Raw genomic sequence first — 19,301 nt, forward strand, 5'->3', positions numbered from 1 at the left:
ATCTTCTACTGCAACAACATCATATGCCTCTGCCATTTCATAACTCAGCTTATGTAAGAAATCTTTCCTCTGGTTTCGGATTTTTTCGTGACATAATGCAACACGTTTTTTCTGTCGGTAATAATTATTGCTTCCTTTCACGCAATGGGATAACTTTCTTTGTTCCCTTGCCAGCCGCTCCTCACTTTTTCTGAAGTATCCTTCATTTTCCTTCTGTATATCCTCAGAAAACACAGCCATTCCATGCATTGCATAATCAATTCCCAGTATCTTTGCGTCTTCATAATCAAATTCTTCTGCCTGGTTTTCACAGTCAGATTTTTCATATAATAGACTTGCATAATACTTTCCGGATGGTTCCATACTTATTGTTACAGATTTCAGGCAATATTTTTCCGGAATATCACGATGTTTTTTCATACGGATCCATTTTAACTTCGGTAGTTTTATCCGATGATCTTCTACCTGAATATTTCCATTGACCACATTTGTCGTATAGCTTTTCAGAATGCTTCCTTCCAAAGTCTTTCCCTGATCTGTGGATATTCCTTTTTTAACAAATGACTGCTTGCACTTTTATACGCATTGATAAATTTACTGAGTTCTGATTTTGGCTGTGCCCGAAACATAACATGCACATGATCAACATCATGATTCCATTCTTCCAGTGTGATTCCATAATCAGGTGCAATACGTTCCCAGATCTCTTTTGCACGTTCCGAAATCGGATCATCTATTACTTTTCTTCGGTATTTTACAACCATGATCAGATGATAATACATCAAATATACTGAATGTGCATTATGATCCATTTTGTCCATATAATCAGTCCTTTCTATCCTTTCGACTGATTATAGTATACCACACTTCGCACTTCAGAACAAGTGTTCTTTTTTCTTTTTTCTGCAATTCATCTCCCACCTGTAGAGGAAGGAGAATTCTTGCTAACTTTTGTTAAAAAATCAAGTGAAAAACATCACTATATCTGATACAATAAAGGAAATCTATGGATTTTATCCTATTATATAATATATAAGAATCTTACAAAGGACTTTTGTTATGCTTAAACGTCAGAATTGTTATCTTTTAAAAAAAGTTAATGACACTTACTGGCTGCTTCCCTACGGTCAGGCTATTGCCGACCAGAAGAAGGGCTGTCAACTGAATGAAACCGGTGTCTTTATATGGCAGGCATTGGAACATCCGATGTCTGAAGACCAATTGATTCAAAAACTGGCCGAGCATTATGGCATTGAAGACGCTGACCGGATATCCCTTTCCGGTGATATTCATGATTTTATCCATACAATGCTGCAGATGCATTTTCTTTCCGAAACGCTAAGTCCCCTGGGATTACCGCTTTTGAGACAAATGAAAATTGCTGATCTGAATGTTGGCCTATACGGAGAGCCTGATCTCTTTCCATCGGATTTTGAGTCATTCTATACAGAAACCTCTTCAGATGCTGCTTTTGGACCAACTGCTTCATCTGATTCCATGTCGGATACTGCTTTTGCATCCGGCACTGTTTCCGGGCTCAATCTACCGCAGCCTGACCAGCAAATTGAAGCAGTCCCTGCATCTCCTTCCTGGTGTCCCCCTGGACAGGTTCTCATCAAGAATCGTGAACTGATCCTCTATGAATACGAAGACATGTACCGCATGCTTTTTCCTGAAATGACGAACATTTTCGAAGCCAGAATGACAAAGGACGGCCATTATGTGCGTCTTTACTGCAGAAAGCCTGTCTATCAAACGGAAAATGAACATATTTTTCATGCCATCCGTTTTTTCTTTTTGTATCTTGCCGGAATGCATGGCCTTTTTGCCCTTCATTCCGCCTCTATTCTGTACAAAGAAAAGGCATGGCTTTTTTCCGGTCATTCAGGCATGGGCAAATCCACCCATACTGCTCTATGGCATGATCTGATTGGAACGCCTTATCTCAACGGTGATCTCAATCTGATCGGTATAAAAGACGGGCATTATCAGGTCTACGGCATACCATGGTGCGGCACTTCCGGTATCTTTACAACAAAAACTTACCCTCTTGGGGGCATCATCCTTCTCGGACGGGCATCAGATGATCACCTGGAAACACTGGATGATACGCTGAAAACCCTGCGTGTCATGCAGCGCCTGATCTCGCCTTCCTGGACACCTGAAGGTCTGGAAAGGAATCTTGATTTTGCAGCTGAATTGAGCCGTGAAATCCCGATCTTCCACCTGTGCTGTACGAAAAATCCCTCCGCCGTGGATGTGGTCAAAGCAGCCATTGATAAAGAGGAGGGCTCCCGCCATGCATAAAAAAATTCAATGGCTCATCGCCAAATTGACCGATGGCACCCCTCAGAAAATGCTGACCCAGCTTCACTGGATCTATCAGTATGGCCGCCGCTACTGGAAAGCCATGATCCTCTATACCGTTCTCGGTGTTGCCGGCACCGGTATCTCCCTTGTGTCCAGTTTTATTTCCAAGGATCTGGTGGATATCATCACCGGTCATCAGACAGGAGAACTGCTCCGCACCTTTGCAGCCATGATTGGTTTTTCTATGGTGAATGTCATCGTCGCCCAGGCTACCTCTTACGCATCCACCTTCATTAACCTGAAAGTTGATGCAGAAATTAAAAATGACATTTTTTCAAAAATCCTTGTCACGGACTGGGAATCTCTGACTGCTTATCACACCGGTGATCTGGTGACCCGATGGAACGCCGATGCTTCCAATATCTCCGGTGGTATCCTGAACTGGGTACCGAACCTGATCATCTACACCGTGAAATTTTTCAGTTCTCTGGCCATCGTTCTCTATTATGATCCGACCTTCGCACTTTTTGCCCTGATCGGTATTCCATTCAGTGCATTGATGTCCAGACCGCTGCTTCGCAGGATGCGCAGCAATAACCAGAAAAGTGCCGCCATGAGTGCCAGGCTCTACGGCTTCAACCAGGAGACTTTTTCCAATATCCAGACCATCAAAGCCTTCGATCTGATTCATTTTTATACGAACCGTCTGAAAAATCTTCAGCAGGAATATATCCATATGCGGCTGGATTTCCAGAAGATGTCCATCGTGACATCCATCCTCATGACCATCATCGGCTATATTGTCTCCTACAGCTGCTATGGCTGGGGCATTTACCGGGTATGGAGCGGTGCCATCTCCTATGGTACTATGACAATGTTTCTCTCCCTCTCCGGCAATCTGACAGGTTCTGTCAATTCCCTTGTTGGACTGATCCCATCCGCCATCTCACTGACCATTTCCGCCGGCCGTCTCATGGATATCGTGGAGATGCCTCAGGAAGACTACAGTATGGATGCAGAAGTCCGCAAATTTATGAACGCTTACCGAAGCATCGGTATCGGTCTGAATATGCAGCATATGAGCTACACCTATCACACAGGAACCGAAGTTTTTCGCAACGCATCTGTGGAGGCCTACCCTCATGAGATCGTTGCCCTTGTGGGACCTTCCGGCGAAGGTAAGACAACCATGCTCCGTCTGATCCTTTCGCTGCTGAAGCCAGCCGAAGGCGAAACCTGGATTTGTGCCGGAAATGACAAAGACAACAAAATGGTGATGTCGCCTTCCACAAGAAAGCTCTTCTCCTATGTACCTCAGGGCAACACCATGTTCTCCGGTACCATTGCCGAAAACATGCGCAATGTCAAACCGGATGCCACTGATGAAGAGATCATCAGTGCATTGAAGCTGGCAGACGCCTGGGAATTCGTAGAAAAGCTGCCTGACGGCATCCAGAGTATGGTCCAGGAGAGAGGCGGCGGCTTCTCAGAGGGTCAGGCCCAGCGACTTTCCATCGCCAGAGCCCTGCTTCGCAAATCTCCGATCCTGCTTCTTGATGAAGCCACCTCCGCTCTGGACGTGGCCACTGAACGACGGGTCCTTCGAAATATCATGACAGATACTTACCCTCGAACCTGTATCGTCACCACCCATCGACCAACCGTACTGAACATCTGTACAAGAGTTTACGCCATCAGGAATAAACAATGCCAGGTGCTTGGAAAGGACGAAATTGACAAGCTGGTGAAGGATTTCTAACTATTGGAGCTATAACAAAAACTCAGCAGCTTATCAATTATTCGCTCAAAAATTCTAAACAAATTCTCCCTGCCCGAGGAAGAGGCAAAGGAATATGTGAAAAAGTACTGGTAAAAATGAAAAACAAAACCGCTGCAAAGCTTTCAATTACAGGCTTTGCAGCGGTTTTTATGTTCTTAAAATGTCAAATACAGGGTATTATACCTTAATTTACAGAATATGTAAATCCTGTCATCTTCAAATCATCAATTGATGTACCATGATTGAGATGAATACCAATTGTCAATGGATTAGTTGCTGTACTTGCAAATGTGAATGTTGCAGTCTTTCCGCTCCATGATGTCTGAACAGAAGCGTCATCTGTTTCGGCCTGATCAATGGTATCATTAAATGTAATATTCAAAGTAATTGTACCGTCAATACCGGACCAATCAGCCATTGCCAAACCTTTACCGCCATTAGTCCCCCAACGATCCCAAACTCCATGATAAGTAACATTCAATTTTCCCTGATTTGCACCGCTGGCTGCATAAACGCCTTCTGCCATGCCGTTGTCAATTGTCACTACCGGTTTTGTATATGTCTTCATCACATCTATCTCCTATCTATCTCCTATCTTCTAGTCTGAGATAATTCCAAAAATAGCAAGCCCATATCACGTACAGATTTAAATTGTTAAATTGCACAACAAAATTGCTTAAGTTTTGTAATTATCTGCTATCAAAAAGGTGTGTGTTTTCTATCACCTTCATTATACTCAGAGAGTGTTTTCATGTCAACAGGTTACACAAATTCTTAAGTAAGATATCATCTTTCTGCTTTGGCTGCTGAATGTTGCACACCGTACTCGTCCAGAACTCTGCAGCATTCTTATTCTCATACAAATCCCTGTCTGACGATTTTTACTGATTTTTTGACTGTATGCCCTTGACATATTCAATGAATTCATCCTCCGGCATCGGTTTTGCATAATAAAATCCCTGTACTGCATCGCACTGCAGGGCCTTAATAATGTCTAATTGTTCCTTTGTTTCCACGCCTTCAGCCACAACTTTCATGTCCAGAAGTTTTGATAATGTGATAACCTGCTCCACCAGGGTTTTCCCCTTGCTCTGGCACACATCATCAATAAGACTCTTATCAATCTTCAGCGTACTGAACGGGAACTGGTTCAGGCTGATCAATGAAGAATACCCCACACCGAAATCGTCGATATGAAGGATACAGCCTGCGTCAGTCAGCTGTTCTGTCATTGCCTTCACACGATCATTATAAATGGCGGCCGACTCCGTCAGCTCTATCGGCACACATGAAAAAGGAATGCCGTTTTCCTTTATAATGTCAATATAGCGTTTCGCTACATCTTCATGAAGTGCACTGGTTCTGGACAAATTAACAGAAATAGGAAGCAATTCTTCTCCCTTATCCATTCTTCTTTTTTGCAGACTGCAGACCTGTCGGAAGACATATTCATCCAGTCTGACAATCAATCCATCTCTTTCATAAACAGGAATAAACTCTCCCGGTGATATCAGCGATGTGCCATCTTTGTACCAACGCACTAATGCCTCTGCACCAACGACTTTTTCCGTATCAATATCTACTTTTGGCTGATAAAAAACAATAAATTCATGATTTTTCAACGCCGATTCAAAGGCAATCTCTATCATCTGGTTGTTGATCCGTTTGTGGCCCATTTCTTCTGTATAATAAGCCATATCACAATCATAATTGTCCGCAATGGATTCTTCTGCCATAGAGGCACAGTCACAGATTGCTGAAACAGGAAGTCGTTTGTCGATGTCTTTATAAACCCCGTATTTGACCATCAGCCCTTTTACCGGTAAATTGGCCTTCACTTCACTGATGACATTTTTCAATTTTTGTTCAAATGTCTTATAATCTTCCCAGAACAAGCCGACAAAGGAATTATGGCCTTGTCTGGCAACCAATCCATTCCTGACTCTATTGCTGTATACGGACGCTAAATAACCAATGACCTCATCCGCTTTTTTATTGCCGTACATGTGCTTGATCAATTTAAAATCAATGATCTTCGCTACAACTAAGTGCATTGGCGTATCTGCTCTAAACTTCATGATCCCCTTTGCATAATGCAGAAATACCTGCCTGGTATAAAGTCCGGTCAATTCATCATGCTCAACTGCAGCCAGCATCAGTGTGGATTCCTTTAACTTGATAACATTGTCAACTCTTCCTTTGATAATGTCTGCGTTATATGGTTTTCTGATGAAATCCGAAGCTCCCAAATTCAGACATGTCAGCTCCGCATCTTCGTCACTGTTTGCAGTGATAACAATCACAGGAATAGAAGCCAATGCTGTATCCTCACCGATTTTTTTCAAAAATTCTGTTCCATCGCATACCGGCATCTGCATATCCAGTAAAATCACCGACAATGCTTTGTAATTCTTCTCCAATATCTCAAAACCGATTTCTCCGTTTTCTGCTGTAAGGATATCATACTTATCCTTGAGAATCTCACACAGCATTTCCCTGTTAAGCGCGTCGTCCTCTATGATCAGTATTTTGCGCTTTCCGGTTGTAATGTCGGCATGTATGATTTTCTCTATTTCATTCTGCTTCACATCTGCATCCTCATTGGCAAAGGCAAAGATGACTCTCTGAAATGTATCTGCATCTCCGATTCTGGCACATTTCATGTAGTAATATGAAAGTACCCCATCCCTTTTGACCCGATAATGGACTGTGAACTGAGGGATTTTATGAAGCTGACTGCATACATGTTCAAAATCCGCAGCCGCGTTCATCTTCTTCCGATCCTCCAAAACAACGTTCTCTTCTATGTATTTCTGTATGGCAGCTTTATAAGGCTGCTTTGTCTGTAAAATTTCTTTGACTCCGACTGCCTGATTCTTATATCGATAAATCTCTATCTGCTGGCTTTTACAATCTACCAGATAAATATTGCTGAATTCATTTCTCAGAACACTGATAATATCATTCATTCCCAATGTGTCTTTTATTTGTTCTTCGTTATTGTCCAAATGACCCTTGTGCATCTTTGTCACCACCCTGTTATAAAAATTTTATCGTGTAATATAACCTCTGATCTTACGCATCATATTCGTTTCATCCGACGGCTTGGACAGATGCTCATTCATTCCCGCTCTCCTGCCTGCCTTCACAACATCTGGAAAAACACTGGCATTCATTGCAAATATCGGGATCTTGCCGGCATCCGTCCCTTTCATTCCTCTGATAATCCTGGCTGCCGTCAGCCTATCCATCTCAGGCATCATCACATCCATCAGAATCAGCTCCAACTGATTCTCTTCTGTAAAATCTGTTTCAGATACAGAGGACTGAGGATCAAATGATGATGGTCAATCTTAATATCTTACGAATTCGATAATTAGTACTATCTTATCACAGAAACACCTTTGAATCCACAGGAAATACACATTATCTATTTTCCATTTATTCTTCCGTTTTCTGCATATTTTCGGCAAAAATGCCATATCCTTTAGTAGGCTCATTAACAAAGACATGGGTGACAGCTCCTGCCAGCTGACCATTCTGAATAACCGGGCTGCCGCTCATCCCCTGAAGAATACCGTTTGTTTTTGCCAGCAGACGCTCATCCGTAATCTGCAGGACAAAATTTTTGTGATCGCGATTGTGCCTGTCAATTTTCCTGATTTCGGCTTCATAGCTCTCTGTTTCACCATTCACGGTACAGACAATGGCGGCAGGGCCTTCCATTACTTCCTCCGAATGTGCAACCGGCACGGCTTTCGATGCATCATAAGCCAGATAGCCACTGTCTATTGTCCCAAAAATGCCGCATCCGCTATTATCATCAATGGTGCCGATCCTGTTTTTCTTCTGATAATCAATGGTTCCCACAATCTCTCCCGGCGTTCCCCTGGAACCCTTGACAACCGACAATATATTTGACCTGTAAACCATCCCATGACTGATGTCCATCAAAATTCCGGTATCGGCATCTGTAATGCCATGGCCTAAGGCTGCAAACTGCTGATTGGCATCAACATACGTAATCGTTCCTATTCCCTGTGTATCGTCCCGAAGCCATACACCGATCTTATAAACGTCTTCTGCAGTCTCCACCGGTTTCATCGACAGGCAGATTTTATCCCCCTCCCTCAATACTTCAAAGTTAAGCATATTTCCTTTACAGGCCTGAATCAGACTCATTGCCTGACTTGTATTCCTGATTTTCGTGCCATTAATACTCAGTATATAATCCCCTTTCCTGAAAACCGTCTTCGCCGGTTCCATCACCTCATCAGCCAGATTCTCCACCTTTCCCGTTCCAAGCACCATCACACCCTTCGTATGAATATAAAGCCCCACCGGCATCCCCACCGGCATCACATAGTGCCTGTCAGCCACGTCTGCTGAAACCTTTGTCAGCCCCTGATCCTGCGTCTTTTGTGCCTCCTGATACCAATTATTCATCACAAACCCGGCCAAAACAATCAGATTAACCACCAACGCCGCCATCAGCCATATCCTGTATTTTCTCTTTCGTTCCACACCACCACACACCTTTCTATCAAAAACTATGAGAAACACGCTCCGCGAGTTTCTCAAGTTATCGCGACCTCTACACTCCGTTTCGGTCGTTGCTAAACAAGCGCCACTGGCGCTTAGCAACGCCAAGGTCTCGTGCAAGCACGGACTTTGGCTCGTTGCTCGCGTAAATAAAACAGGGACATAATCAGTTGATTACTCCCTGTTAGTATGTGATGAAGCTATTTGATTTAATCTATTTTTTTGACCTCGCCAGATTTTTCATTTCGCGGGCATTCTTCATAACTGCATCTGTGATCTCCACACCGCCCAGCAGACGTGCGATTTCGTCCACGGAAGCTTCATCGGACAGATGATGGATCTCTGTCATGGTACGCTGTTCCATGGTATTTTTTTCAATGACGTAATGATCATCTGCCATGGCTGCGATCTGCGGAAGATGGGTAATACAGATTACCTGATGTTTTCTGGCAATCACTGCCATTTTCTCAGATACTTTCTGGGCTGTACGTCCGCTGATGCCGGTATCAATCTCATCAAAAATCAATGTTTCAATGGCATCTGCATCGGCCAGAACAGACTTCACTGCCAGCATGATTCGCGATAATTCACCGCCACTGGCAACTTTGCCCAAAGGCTTCACCGTTTCACCCGGGTTCGTTGAAATCATAAATTCAATGCTGTCCTGACCATTTTCTGTATAGTGGCCAAGGAGGGTGCACTGAATCTCAAACTGCACATCCAGGAAATTCAGATCGACTAATGCAGCTTTGATCTTATCCTGAAGAACAGAGGCATTAGCTTTACGAATAGCTGTAATACGATCAGACAGTTCCTTCAGCTCCGTCTCTGCCTCATCTAACCGCCGGTGCAGACCGGACAGATAATTCTCATAATCATTAAGCTTCTCCAGTTCCGCCTGGCATTGATCCTGATGTGCAAGGATTTCTGAAATACTGCTGCCATATTTGGACTTTAATCGCTGAATCAGATTCAGACGATCCTCTGTCTCATGGTAAACGGATTCATCAAAAGTCAAACCTGATTCATAATCCGCCAGCTCTCTGTTGAAATCATTCAACAGGCCGTCAATATCTGTCAGCATACTGATCAGACTGCCGATGGCCTCATCATATTTTTCCACTGATGACAGCTCTCTGAGTGCTCTTCCCACCAGATCACCGGCAGCAGAGGCACCTTCATAGCCCGTCATGCCATGGGCCGATGCAATGCTTTCCATCATCTGCCTTGCATGGCTCATCTTACGGAAAGCTTTGTCTAACTGTTCTTCCTCACCATCCTGAAGATTGGCATTCTCTATCTCTTCTATCTGATACTGAAGAAATGAAATCTCACTGAGACGCTTTCCCTCATCAGTGATCGCCCCGTCCATCTCTTTCTTCAATATCATATATTCCCTGTAACTGTCTTTTAATGCATCTTTGACAGGTGCCATTTCTTCCCTGGCAAACTGATCCAGAATGGCCAGATGTTTGTCTTTATGTAAAAGAGACTGATGTTCATGCTGACCGTGAATATCAATTAAAAGTGCAGCTGCCTGTCTGAGAACCGCCAATGACACCAGCTCGCCATTGATCCTTGCCACACTTCTGGTACCTGTGATCCGCCGTGATATAATCACTTCATCACCATCCGGCGGTATCTCAAGCTTCTCCAGTTCTGCAAGAATCTGCGGATTCTTCACTTTGAAATTTAATTCCACAAGGGCATAGTCTGCATCTTTTCTGATCACATCCCTGGAGACCTTGCCTCCGAGAGCCATACTGATGGAACCGATAATAATCGACTTACCGGCACCAGTCTCACCTGTCAGGATATTCAGATGATCTCCAAAATCAACATCTGCCTCATCAATTAACGCCATGTTCTTCACATGTATATTCTGAAGCATATATTTCTCCTCTATTCTTCTACTGACTAACGACTTTATTGATCCGGCTTAACAGTATCTCTACATCCGCATCGGCATGAAGGGCACACATAACAGTGTCATCTCCGGCAATACATCCTGCAAATCCCGGAAGTTCCATGGCATCCAGTGCCGTTGCCACCGCCATAGCCATACCTGTAGCCGTTTTCACGACAACAAGATGGGATGCTTCCATGCTCGATATATAACCTTCTTTTAAAACTTTGCTCAACTTTTCATTAAGTCCCTGATCCCTGACGGACATCACTGCATATTTCTGCTTGCCGTCATGGCTGTTGACCTTTGATAATCGCAGTTCACGGATATCTCTTGAAATTGTTGCCTGAGTCACACGAAAACCGGCCTGATTTAATAAGGAAGCCAGCTCTTCCTGTGTCTCGATCTCATATTTATTCACCAGCTCAATAATCTTCTCATGTCTTTTTAATTTCATTATAATACCCACCCTTTATGCCGTGCCGATTTTATTCTGAAGAACCTGGTAAAAGCTTCTTCCCTTTAATCTGATCAGCTGTGTTGTCTCCTGTGCCTTATATATCTCAATACGGTCTCCTGTCTCCAGCTCCTGTGCACTTCTGCCGTCAAAGGTTACCATTGCTTCCTCTCTCTGTGTCTTTCTTCTTCTGCCGATCTCAATCATGATCCGGTCTTCTCCTGATACAACAAGACTTCTCGCCTGCAATGAATGCGGACAGATCGGTGTGATGACCATGACATCCGTCTGGGGAAAGATAATGGGTCCGCCTGCAGAAAGGCTGTAACCTGTCGATCCTGTCGGTGTTGAAACGATGATGCCGTCCGCATTATAAATACTTAAAAGCTCACCGTTCACATAGATCTTCAGTTCCACCAGTCTGGAAAAACCGGCTCTGGTGATAATGACGTCATTGAGTGCGATATTGGTCTGTATCTTCTCCTGACCATGATAAACACTGCCTCTAAGCATCATGCGTTCATCAATGGAACAGCTGTCATCCAAAACGCTGTCCAGACATCGCGGAAGCTCACTCTTCTCAGCCGAAGTGAGAAATCCAAGGGTTCCGAGATTGATCCCAAGCAACGGAATATGTCTGTCAAGCATCTCCCTGGCAGCCTGAAGAAGCGTCCCATCTCCGCCAAGAACAATCACACATTCTATATCCGCCGGCATATCGCTTAAATCATATCGCTGATCCCCATCATCATCAGGTTCACTGATGTGTTCCGGCACCCAGTGCGTACCGCCATTTTCCGTGATATATGTTTCAATCAATCGTGTATAAACAAGCTTTCTGTCTTTCGAATAATTCGTCAGCAAAGCAAATTTTTTCATTTGAATCCTCCGTCATTTAAGGAATTAGCCCTTTGCCAACTCCGCATGGGCCCGCTCAACCACCTCTGCAGGGTCTACCGGCCATTCTCCAAGCGGATAATCCTCAGGACGTTTTCTAATATAGACCAGGTATTCAATGTTACCCTCAGGACCTTTAATCGGGGAATAATCCAGATTCAGGATTTCAAAATGAATAGATGTCACAAACTGAAGGATCATCTCGATCACTTCCAGGTGAACAGCTTTGTCTCTGACAACACCCTTTTTGCCGACTTTCTCTCTTCCTGCTTCAAACTGTGGTTTGATCAGGCATACCATTCTGGCATCATCCTGTAGCAATTCTCTGGCCGGCCCCAGAACCTTCTTCAAAGAAATAAATGAAACATCCACTGAAGCAAAATCAATCTTCTCAGGCACCTGTTCAGATGTCACATATCGGATATTCGTCTTCTCCATACATATGACTCTCGGATCCTGACGGAGCTTCCAGGCCAGCTGTCCACGGCCCACATCAATGGAATAGACATGATCTGCGCCATTTTGGAGCATACAGTCCGTAAAACCGCCGGTTGAAGCACCAATGTCCATACATACTTTATCTTTGACATCCACACCGAAAACTTCGATGGCTTTCTCAAGTTTTAAACCGCCTCGGCTGACATACGGCAATGTATGACCTTTGATCTCAATCTGAGCCTTCTCTTCATCAAAAGTAGTTCCGGCCTTATCCTCTCTGTTGCCATTGACAAACACATTGCCTGACATAATAATCGCCTTGGCTTTTTCTCTGGATTCAGCCAGATTTCGCTTCACCAGAAGTACATCCAGTCTTTCTTTCATTTCTATCTATCCATTCCTCTCAAACTCTGTCTCTCAAATTCGGAAAACTTCCTTATTCTCCGTCCATTTCCATGCAGATCCGTTCAACAATCGAGTCCGCATTCATATGAAGGGTCTTTTTCAGCTGATCAACACCGCCGTGCTCCACATAAACATCCGGAACACCTATATGGATCAGTCGGATATCTTCATGCTTCTCTAAAATATAGTCACCACAGGCTTCTCCGAAGCCGCCTTTTAAAACATTCTCCTCCATGGTGACGATCCACTGATGCTCTGCGGCAAGTGCATCCAGACATTCTGTATCCAGCGGACAGACAAAACGTGCATTCACAACGGTTGCATTGATGCCCTTTTCCCGCAGTTTCCCACGGACCTCCACAGCCGTTTCAACCATACTGCCCACCGCTGCAAGGGCAACCTTCTCACCTTTAAACATCAGCTCACTCTTACCATAAACAATCGGCGGGCGCATGTCCTTGAATGCTTCACAGGCAGTGCCCCTTGGATATCTGATGGCGATCGGCCCATTATAATGGTAAGCAAAATACAGCATGTCATAAAGTTCGTATTTGTTCTTCGGCGCACAGACCGTCATATTCGGTATCATTGACAAATAAGACAGATCAAAAATCCCCTGATGTGTCTCGCCATCAGCGCCCACAAGCCCTGCTCTGTCCACGCAGAATACAACAGGAAGATTCTGTATGCAGACATCATGAATGATCTGATCATAGGCACGCTGCAGAAAAGATGAGTAGACGGCCACAAACGGATGCATGCCGCCTGCTGCCAGTCCGGCTGCAAATGTCACCGCATGCTGCTCCGCAATGCCTACATCAAAAAACCGGTCCGGAAAATATTTCTTGAAGGCTGTCAGTCCTGTACCATCCGGCATCGCTGCACAAATTGTAACAACATCCGGATGATTCTTCCCGAGCTTACAGATTGTTTTTGAAAATATGGATGTATAAGAAACACTCTTGCCCGCCAGAGGCTCACCTGTGGCAATATCAAAGCTTCCCACTCCATGAAAGGCGGAAGGATTCTTCTCCGCCGGTATATATCCCCGTCCCTTCTGAGTCACCACATGCATGACCACCGGCTCATTCAGCTTCTTCAAAGCATTCAGCACCCGCACCATCTCTTTAATATCATGCCCGTCTATCGGACCGATATACTTGATTCCGAAATCCTCGAAAAAGCCGCCTTTTACAAACAATTGTCTGATGGAATCCTTGGATTTCTTGACACTTCTGGCCACAGAATCTCCCACATGAGGAATCTGCTTAAGCTTCTTCTCAACATCTACTTTGAAATCCATATAGGACTCTCTTGTACGAAGTGCCGTCAGATGCCTTGAAAGCCCGCCGACATTCTCTGAAATCGACATCTTGTTGTCATTGAGAACAATAATCATATTGCTCTTCAGGTGCGATACATTGTTCAATGCTTCATAAGCCATACCGCCTGTCATGGAGCCATCACCAATCACTGCCACAACTGTCCTGTTCTCACCTTTCAAATCTCTTGCCCTGGCATAACCAAGGGCAGCCGATATGGATGTTGAACTATGTCCTGTATCAAAGGCATCGCAGGGACTCTCCTTATGTTTTGGAAATCCACTCATACCGCCGAAAGTACGAAGGCTACTGAAATCTTCCTTACGTCCGGTCAGAAGCTTATGCGTATAGGCCTGATGTCCCACATCCCAGATCAGCTTGTCATTCGGAAAATCCAGGCACAGATGCAGTGCCATCGTCAATTCTACAACGCCGAGATTGGACGCCAGATGACCGCCATGTTCGCTGACAGACTCTATTATAAACGAGCGGATCTCTGAGGCCAGTGCATCATAGGCCTCCGGTTCTATTTTCTTTATATCATTGGCTTCATTGATTCTGTCCAAATACCCAGACATTCTTTACACCTCAATTATCTTCTGTTATTTGTTCCTGTGAATCAGATATTCAACAAAATGATACAGGAATGACGCTTTCGGTTCTGTCACTTCCTGCATCCCGGACAGGATGTCCATAGCCTCCTGTGAATATTCTGACACATCCTTCCGGGCCTGCTCAAGTCCATAAACTGTTACCCATGTTGTCTTCTCGTTCTTCTCATCACTGTGTATCGGTTTGCCAAGCAAAGCTTCATTGCCGATTACATCCAGCACATCATCCTGAATCTGAAAAGCCATGCCGATATCGCCGGCTGCCTTCTCTGCTGCTGCGATCTGTTCTTCTGATGCTCCCGCCAACTGTGCCCCGATCATCATAGCTGCTTCGATCAAAGCACCTGTTTTCAGTTCAAAAATAAAACGCAGCGTCTTCTCAGGAATTGGCTTGCCGGTCAGTTCCACATCCACAACCTGTCCGCCGATCATCCCGTTGATACCCGGTTTTGTACTGAGAATTCTGAATGCCTTCATCACATTCAGAAGTTCCGCATCATCTCTTGCATGATCCATAGCTCTAGCTGCTGTCTCAAAAGCGTAGTTCAGCAGTGCATCCCCGGCCAGAATAGCCATAGCTTCACCATAGACTTTGTGGGAAGTCAGTCTTCCTCTTCTGTAATCGTCGTTATCAAGAGCCGGCAGATCATCATGAATCAGCGAATACGTATGGATCATTTCAATCGCTGCCATAAAAGGCTCTGCCAAAGCAATATCCGTACCTCCGAAAAAACGGTACGTTTCTGCAATCAATAAAGGGCGGATTCTCTTCCCGCCGGCCATCAGACTGTATCTCATAGCTGAAAAAATCGTTTTCTGAAGTCCCTCTTCTTCCGGAAGCATCCTTTCAAGTAATGCTTCGACCTCTGCTGTCTTCTCTTTTAATTCCTGTTCAAATTGCATCTTACAGCCTCCGGACTATTCGTCCCCTTCATCCTCATTTCCATGAATCTCTATAATCTTCTTCTCAACCTTGTCAATCGCACCATTGCAGTATTTCAGAAGCTTAACCCCTTCCTGATACAACTTAAAAGCTTCTTCAAGGGGCAGATCTCTGTCTTCCATCTTCGCAACAAGCGCATCCAGCTCTTCAAAAGCTGTTTCCAGTGATTTTGCCTTCGCCATCCTGCTTTCTCCTTATTCAGCGTTTCTGTTTCTGAATCGCTGTTACTTCACTTTCTATCATTCCGTCTTTGACATCCAGAAACAGATGCTGTCCTACAGTCACCTGCTCTGCAGATGCAACACCATGGCCATTCTCATCCGATACATAAGCATACCCCCGCTCCAATTGCCTGAGGGGTGATACACCTTCCAACTGCTGTGTACGGATTGCCAGTTCGGACTTAGCCTGCTCGATCCTGCGTTCCATTCCAAGCCTCAGCCTGTCTTCAACCTCCATCAACCGCTGCCTCCGGTCATTCAGCCGTGACTGAGGATTCAGATGTCTGAAAACACGGGCATAACTATCCACCCGTTGTCTGCATAAAGTCATAATCTGTTCCATGGCAGCCTCCAGAGCTTCTTCATATCCTTGGAGCTGTCCCAGCACAATGCGCATATCCGGGACAGCCAGTTCCGCTGCCGCCGATGGTGTCGGTGTCCTCAGATCCGCCACATAATCAATAATCGTCGTATCTGTTTCATGGCCTACCGCCGAAATCACCGGAATCTTGCAGTCATAAACTGCCCGGGCAACCATTTCTTCATTAAAGGCCCACAGATCTTCTATAGAACCGCCGCCTCGCCCGACGATCATCACATCCACACCGGCTTCTTCCAATGCACGGATTCCTCTGACCACAGACTGCACCGCGCCTTCTCCCTGCACCGTAGCCGGACAGAACACAATCTGCAGCCATGGGTTTCTTCTCAATGAAACATTGATAATATCCTGTACAGCAGCTCCGGTTCTAGCTGTCACCACACCCAGCCGCTTCGGATACTTCGGAATGTCCAGCTTATGTTCTTCATCGAACAGTCCTTCTGCCAGCAGCTTCTTTTTCAGTGCTTCATAGGCTTCATAAAGCTTGCCTGCACCTTCCTGCATAATCTCACGGGCATAGAGCTGGTATCTTCCGTCTCTCTCATAAACACTGACGCTGCCGAAAACGATCACCGCCATGCCTTCTGTCATACGGAAGTTCAGTCCTTTCCTATTGCCTGCAAACATCACACAGGCGATGGCACCGCCCCGATCCTTCAGCGTAAAATAAATATGTCCGGAAGAATGATACTTACAGTTAGAAACTTCCCCCCGGACATAAATATGATTCAGAGCAAAGTCATCCATAAACAGACTCTTGATATACTGGTTCACACTTGATACAGAATAGACCTGCTTCCTGTTCATAGGCTTAAATCATCTTTGCAAGAACACCGTTGATGAATGCCGGTGAATTCTCTGTTCCGTAGCGTTTTGCCAACTCTACAGCTTCATTGATGGCAACACTGACCGGGATATCCTCATCAAACTTCATCTCATAAACAGCAAGACGAATAATGGTCAGATCCACCTTGCCCATACGATCTGTCTGCCATCCTACAGCATGTTCATTGACCATACTGTCAAGTTCAGGGATCATAGCCATGATCTTCTCTGTCTTCCGGACAATATAATCCACTTCTTCCTGCTCCGGATCAGCCAGATATTCAATATAAAGAGCTTCCTGCTCCTTCATCTCTTCCTCCGGAAAAAAATCCCTTCGGAATAATAATCTGAAAATATGTTCTCTTAATTCTCTTCTTCCCATTCGTTCCTCCACTGTATTCTTTCATACCAAAACTCAGAGGACAAACCTCGCCGGCTGTGTAAAGCCGGCAGATCTGCCCTCTCCTGATTCACTGTTCAAGCCAGACTATTCATTGTCTATCTTCACATCTGCTACCCGGATATTCACATCGGAAACTTTCAGGCCGGTCATTGTCTCGATGGAGCTCTTCACTCGATCCTGAACAGCGGCTGTCACTTCAGGAATGCTACAACCATATTCAAGGATGATAGACAGATCAACTCTGATGCCACCGTCCTCAAAAGCAATACGCACACCCTTTGATAAAACCTTCATTCCAAGTTTGCTGACCAATTCCTTCTGAATATCTCCGGCCATGGCAGCGACACCGTCTACTTCGGTTGCTGCTATACCTGCAATAATCGCTACAACTTCATTGGCGATCTGAACCTCTCCCAAAGGACCGTTTTCATATATTGTATAATTTGTATTATTCTCACGTTCATTTGCCATTGTGTCTATACCTCCATATTCATCTGGTTATGTCTATTATACCAAAGTATCCGCTTCTTGAAAAGTATATCTTTTCATATAGAAATGAATATTATTCCATGGTTGTGATCACGATATCCGACACATTTCTCTCTGTTTTGCGTGTCACGATATCCTCAATCTGCGCTCTCTGCTCCTCCGTAATAGAAGCCGCCCCGATAATGACATCTACAGAGTCATCATTGATGCTGACAACACTGTCTTTAAATCCTTTGGCATCCAGAAGTATTTCTGCATCCAATTCTTTTTCAGCCCTGTCCGTCAGCTGATTCATGCTGGCGATGGCATCCGCCTTCATATCCTCTGAAATCTCCGTATTATTGATAATTTCCAGCAATGACGCCTCATTTCTGGAACGCACCTGTTCCCTGTTTAATTTTGCTGAAGCACTGAAAGCTCCTGCCGAAGCTGAGCTCGTAAGTACTGCCTCACCGACTTTCTCACCTTCCGGCGTCTCTGTGTCAGTGACCGTCTCGGCCTGTGCCGAAACAGAGGCTAAATCCTCGTCAGGAAATGATGTAATATCCGCCTCAGCATCTGCTGCAGCTTCCTCCGCCTGTATATTCTCTGCCTGAAGCTTCTCTGCCGTCTGGGACTCCGCTTCTTTTTTCACCGGTTTTGTCTGATCCGCGGTAAAATTCAGATAGCCGGCAATCACGATCATAATTGCCAGTGCTGTAATAATAATCTGATTTTTCCTGAAAAGCCGTTTCAAAATACCCTCCTACCTGCTGCTCATTTTTACTACTTTTATTTTATGTACCGGCACATCAAATAATACCTGCACCGCATAAGTAATTTCATTGACAACGGTCTCATCGCCGGCTCCCTGAGCAGCCACGAGTACACCTTCTATCTCCGGTTCCAGCTGCTTGACCACATATGGACTGCCGCTGTCCGTCCGATCATAAACTGTTGATTCTGACCGGCTGGTATTGGCCGTTGTTGTATTTTGTCCCCCGTCTCCGCTCTGGATCGTTTTGCTTTCTGAATAACTTTTGTCTTTTTCCACCACCTGCTCACCATTGTTTTTCACCGTGATCATTACCTGAACCGCACCTGCGCCATCCACATTTTCAAGGATTTCTTTCAGCCGCAATTCCATATTCGCAGTATACTGTTCTGCATAATTATACGTTCTTTTTTCTGTTCCAGCCACAGATTCCGACACTTGATTATCCGCTTCTTTGCTTTTACTTCCCACCGGCCAGACAATCACAAGTATGAGAATACCAAATAATGCCAGAAGCATCCATCGGTCCCTTCGTTTCTTTTCCCCACCCTCTTTATTCGTGAACTGCTGCCACAGCATCTTTAAATCTGTCATTCCCGACGGCCTCCCACCAGAG

At 44.8% G+C, this 19,301-nt stretch carries 18 protein-coding genes and 2 pseudogenes; 2 read left to right on the plus strand and 18 right to left on the minus strand.

The window, feature by feature from the left end:
- A partial coding sequence (locus HED67_RS05490) for a transposase (protein ID WP_246612119.1) occupies nucleotides 1-522 on the minus strand: 522 nt, incomplete at its 3' end.
- Nucleotides 507-821: pseudogene (gene tnpA, locus HED67_RS05495) on the minus strand (IS200/IS605 family transposase); the annotation flags it as partial. The gene HED67_RS05490 and the pseudogene tnpA, both read right to left, overlap by 16 nt.
- 238 nt (nucleotides 822-1,059) lie before the next feature.
- On the opposite strand from tnpA, the gene HED67_RS05500 reads away from it, so the two are divergent.
- The gene (locus tag HED67_RS05500; RefSeq protein ID WP_221717748.1) at nucleotides 1,060-2,307 is read left to right on the plus strand and encodes a PqqD family protein; all 1,248 of its coding nucleotides are present in this window, start codon (nucleotides 1,060-1,062) and stop codon (nucleotides 2,305-2,307) included.
- Complete coding sequence (locus tag HED67_RS05505; RefSeq protein WP_221717749.1) at nucleotides 2,300-4,069, plus strand: peptidase domain-containing ABC transporter; 1,770 nt, start codon at nucleotides 2,300-2,302, stop codon at nucleotides 4,067-4,069. The genes HED67_RS05500 and HED67_RS05505 overlap by 8 nt, the downstream gene beginning before the upstream one ends.
- A gap of 205 nt (nucleotides 4,070-4,274) precedes the next feature.
- Here the strand turns inward: HED67_RS05505 and HED67_RS05510 are convergent, their stop codons facing one another.
- The 16 genes and pseudogenes from HED67_RS05510 to HED67_RS05585 all read right to left on the minus strand — a co-directional run bounded on the left by HED67_RS05510 (nucleotide 4,275) and on the right by HED67_RS05585 (nucleotide 19,279).
- Nucleotides 4,275-4,658: a hypothetical protein gene (locus HED67_RS05510; protein ID WP_178440898.1), complete on the minus strand. Its 384-nt coding sequence runs from the start codon at nucleotides 4,656-4,658 to the stop codon at nucleotides 4,275-4,277.
- A 313-nt stretch (nucleotides 4,659-4,971) separates the two neighbouring features.
- Nucleotides 4,972-7,113: an EAL domain-containing response regulator gene (locus HED67_RS05515; RefSeq protein ID WP_221717750.1), complete on the minus strand. Its 2,142-nt coding sequence runs from the start codon at nucleotides 7,111-7,113 to the stop codon at nucleotides 4,972-4,974.
- Nucleotides 7,114-7,140: 27 nt separating this feature from the next.
- Nucleotides 7,141-7,386: pseudogene (locus tag HED67_RS05520) on the minus strand (response regulator); the annotation flags it as partial.
- A gap of 145 nt (nucleotides 7,387-7,531) precedes the next feature.
- A complete protein-coding gene (spoIVB, locus tag HED67_RS05525; protein ID WP_178440826.1) occupies nucleotides 7,532-8,614 on the minus strand; it encodes a SpoIVB peptidase in 1,083 nt (360 codons plus the stop codon).
- A 232-nt stretch (nucleotides 8,615-8,846) separates the two neighbouring features.
- A complete protein-coding gene (gene recN, locus HED67_RS05530) occupies nucleotides 8,847-10,523 on the minus strand; it encodes a DNA repair protein RecN (protein WP_221717751.1) in 1,677 nt (558 codons plus the stop codon).
- Nucleotides 10,524-10,542: 19 nt separating this feature from the next.
- Nucleotides 10,543-10,995 carry an arginine repressor gene (locus tag HED67_RS05535; RefSeq protein WP_178440831.1) on the minus strand — a complete coding sequence of 151 codons (453 nt, stop codon included), beginning with the start codon at nucleotides 10,993-10,995 and terminating at the stop codon, nucleotides 10,543-10,545.
- Nucleotides 10,996-11,010: 15 nt separating this feature from the next.
- The gene (locus tag HED67_RS05540; RefSeq protein ID WP_221717752.1) at nucleotides 11,011-11,874 is read right to left on the minus strand and encodes an NAD(+)/NADH kinase; all 864 of its coding nucleotides are present in this window, start codon (nucleotides 11,872-11,874) and stop codon (nucleotides 11,011-11,013) included.
- A 24-nt stretch (nucleotides 11,875-11,898) separates the two neighbouring features.
- On the minus strand, nucleotides 11,899-12,714 hold the full coding sequence (locus HED67_RS05545) for a TlyA family RNA methyltransferase (protein ID WP_215632613.1): 816 nt from the start codon (nucleotides 12,712-12,714) through the stop codon (nucleotides 11,899-11,901).
- A 52-nt stretch (nucleotides 12,715-12,766) separates the two neighbouring features.
- The gene (dxs, locus tag HED67_RS05550) at nucleotides 12,767-14,635 is read right to left on the minus strand and encodes a 1-deoxy-D-xylulose-5-phosphate synthase (protein ID WP_221717753.1); all 1,869 of its coding nucleotides are present in this window, start codon (nucleotides 14,633-14,635) and stop codon (nucleotides 12,767-12,769) included.
- Nucleotides 14,636-14,659: 24 nt separating this feature from the next.
- On the minus strand, nucleotides 14,660-15,571 hold the full coding sequence (locus tag HED67_RS05555) for a polyprenyl synthetase family protein (protein ID WP_178440839.1): 912 nt from the start codon (nucleotides 15,569-15,571) through the stop codon (nucleotides 14,660-14,662).
- Between the two features lie 15 nt (nucleotides 15,572-15,586).
- Nucleotides 15,587-15,793, minus strand: a complete 207-nt coding sequence (gene xseB, locus HED67_RS05560; RefSeq protein WP_178440841.1) for an exodeoxyribonuclease VII small subunit — start codon at nucleotides 15,791-15,793, stop codon at nucleotides 15,587-15,589.
- A 16-nt stretch (nucleotides 15,794-15,809) separates the two neighbouring features.
- Nucleotides 15,810-17,021: an exodeoxyribonuclease VII large subunit gene (gene xseA / locus HED67_RS05565; protein WP_221717754.1), complete on the minus strand. Its 1,212-nt coding sequence runs from the start codon at nucleotides 17,019-17,021 to the stop codon at nucleotides 15,810-15,812.
- A gap of 4 nt (nucleotides 17,022-17,025) precedes the next feature.
- Nucleotides 17,026-17,421, minus strand: coding sequence for a transcription antitermination factor NusB (gene nusB, locus HED67_RS05570; protein ID WP_178440845.1), 396 nt, complete (start codon nucleotides 17,419-17,421; stop codon nucleotides 17,026-17,028).
- A 105-nt stretch (nucleotides 17,422-17,526) separates the two neighbouring features.
- A complete protein-coding gene (locus tag HED67_RS05575; protein ID WP_178440847.1) occupies nucleotides 17,527-17,913 on the minus strand; it encodes an Asp23/Gls24 family envelope stress response protein in 387 nt (128 codons plus the stop codon).
- A 91-nt stretch (nucleotides 17,914-18,004) separates the two neighbouring features.
- Complete coding sequence (locus tag HED67_RS05580; protein ID WP_178440849.1) at nucleotides 18,005-18,667, minus strand: SpoIIIAH-like family protein; 663 nt, start codon at nucleotides 18,665-18,667, stop codon at nucleotides 18,005-18,007.
- A gap of 9 nt (nucleotides 18,668-18,676) precedes the next feature.
- Nucleotides 18,677-19,279 (minus strand): stage III sporulation protein AG, encoded by a 603-nt coding sequence (locus HED67_RS05585; RefSeq protein ID WP_221717755.1) that lies wholly within the window; start codon nucleotides 19,277-19,279, stop codon nucleotides 18,677-18,679.
- Nucleotides 19,280-19,301 lie beyond the last annotated feature (22 nt).

The sequence above is a fragment of the Pseudocoprococcus catus genome (genome assembly GCF_019734885.1).
Classification (GTDB): domain Bacteria; phylum Bacillota; class Clostridia; order Lachnospirales; family Lachnospiraceae; genus Coprococcus_A; species Coprococcus_A catus.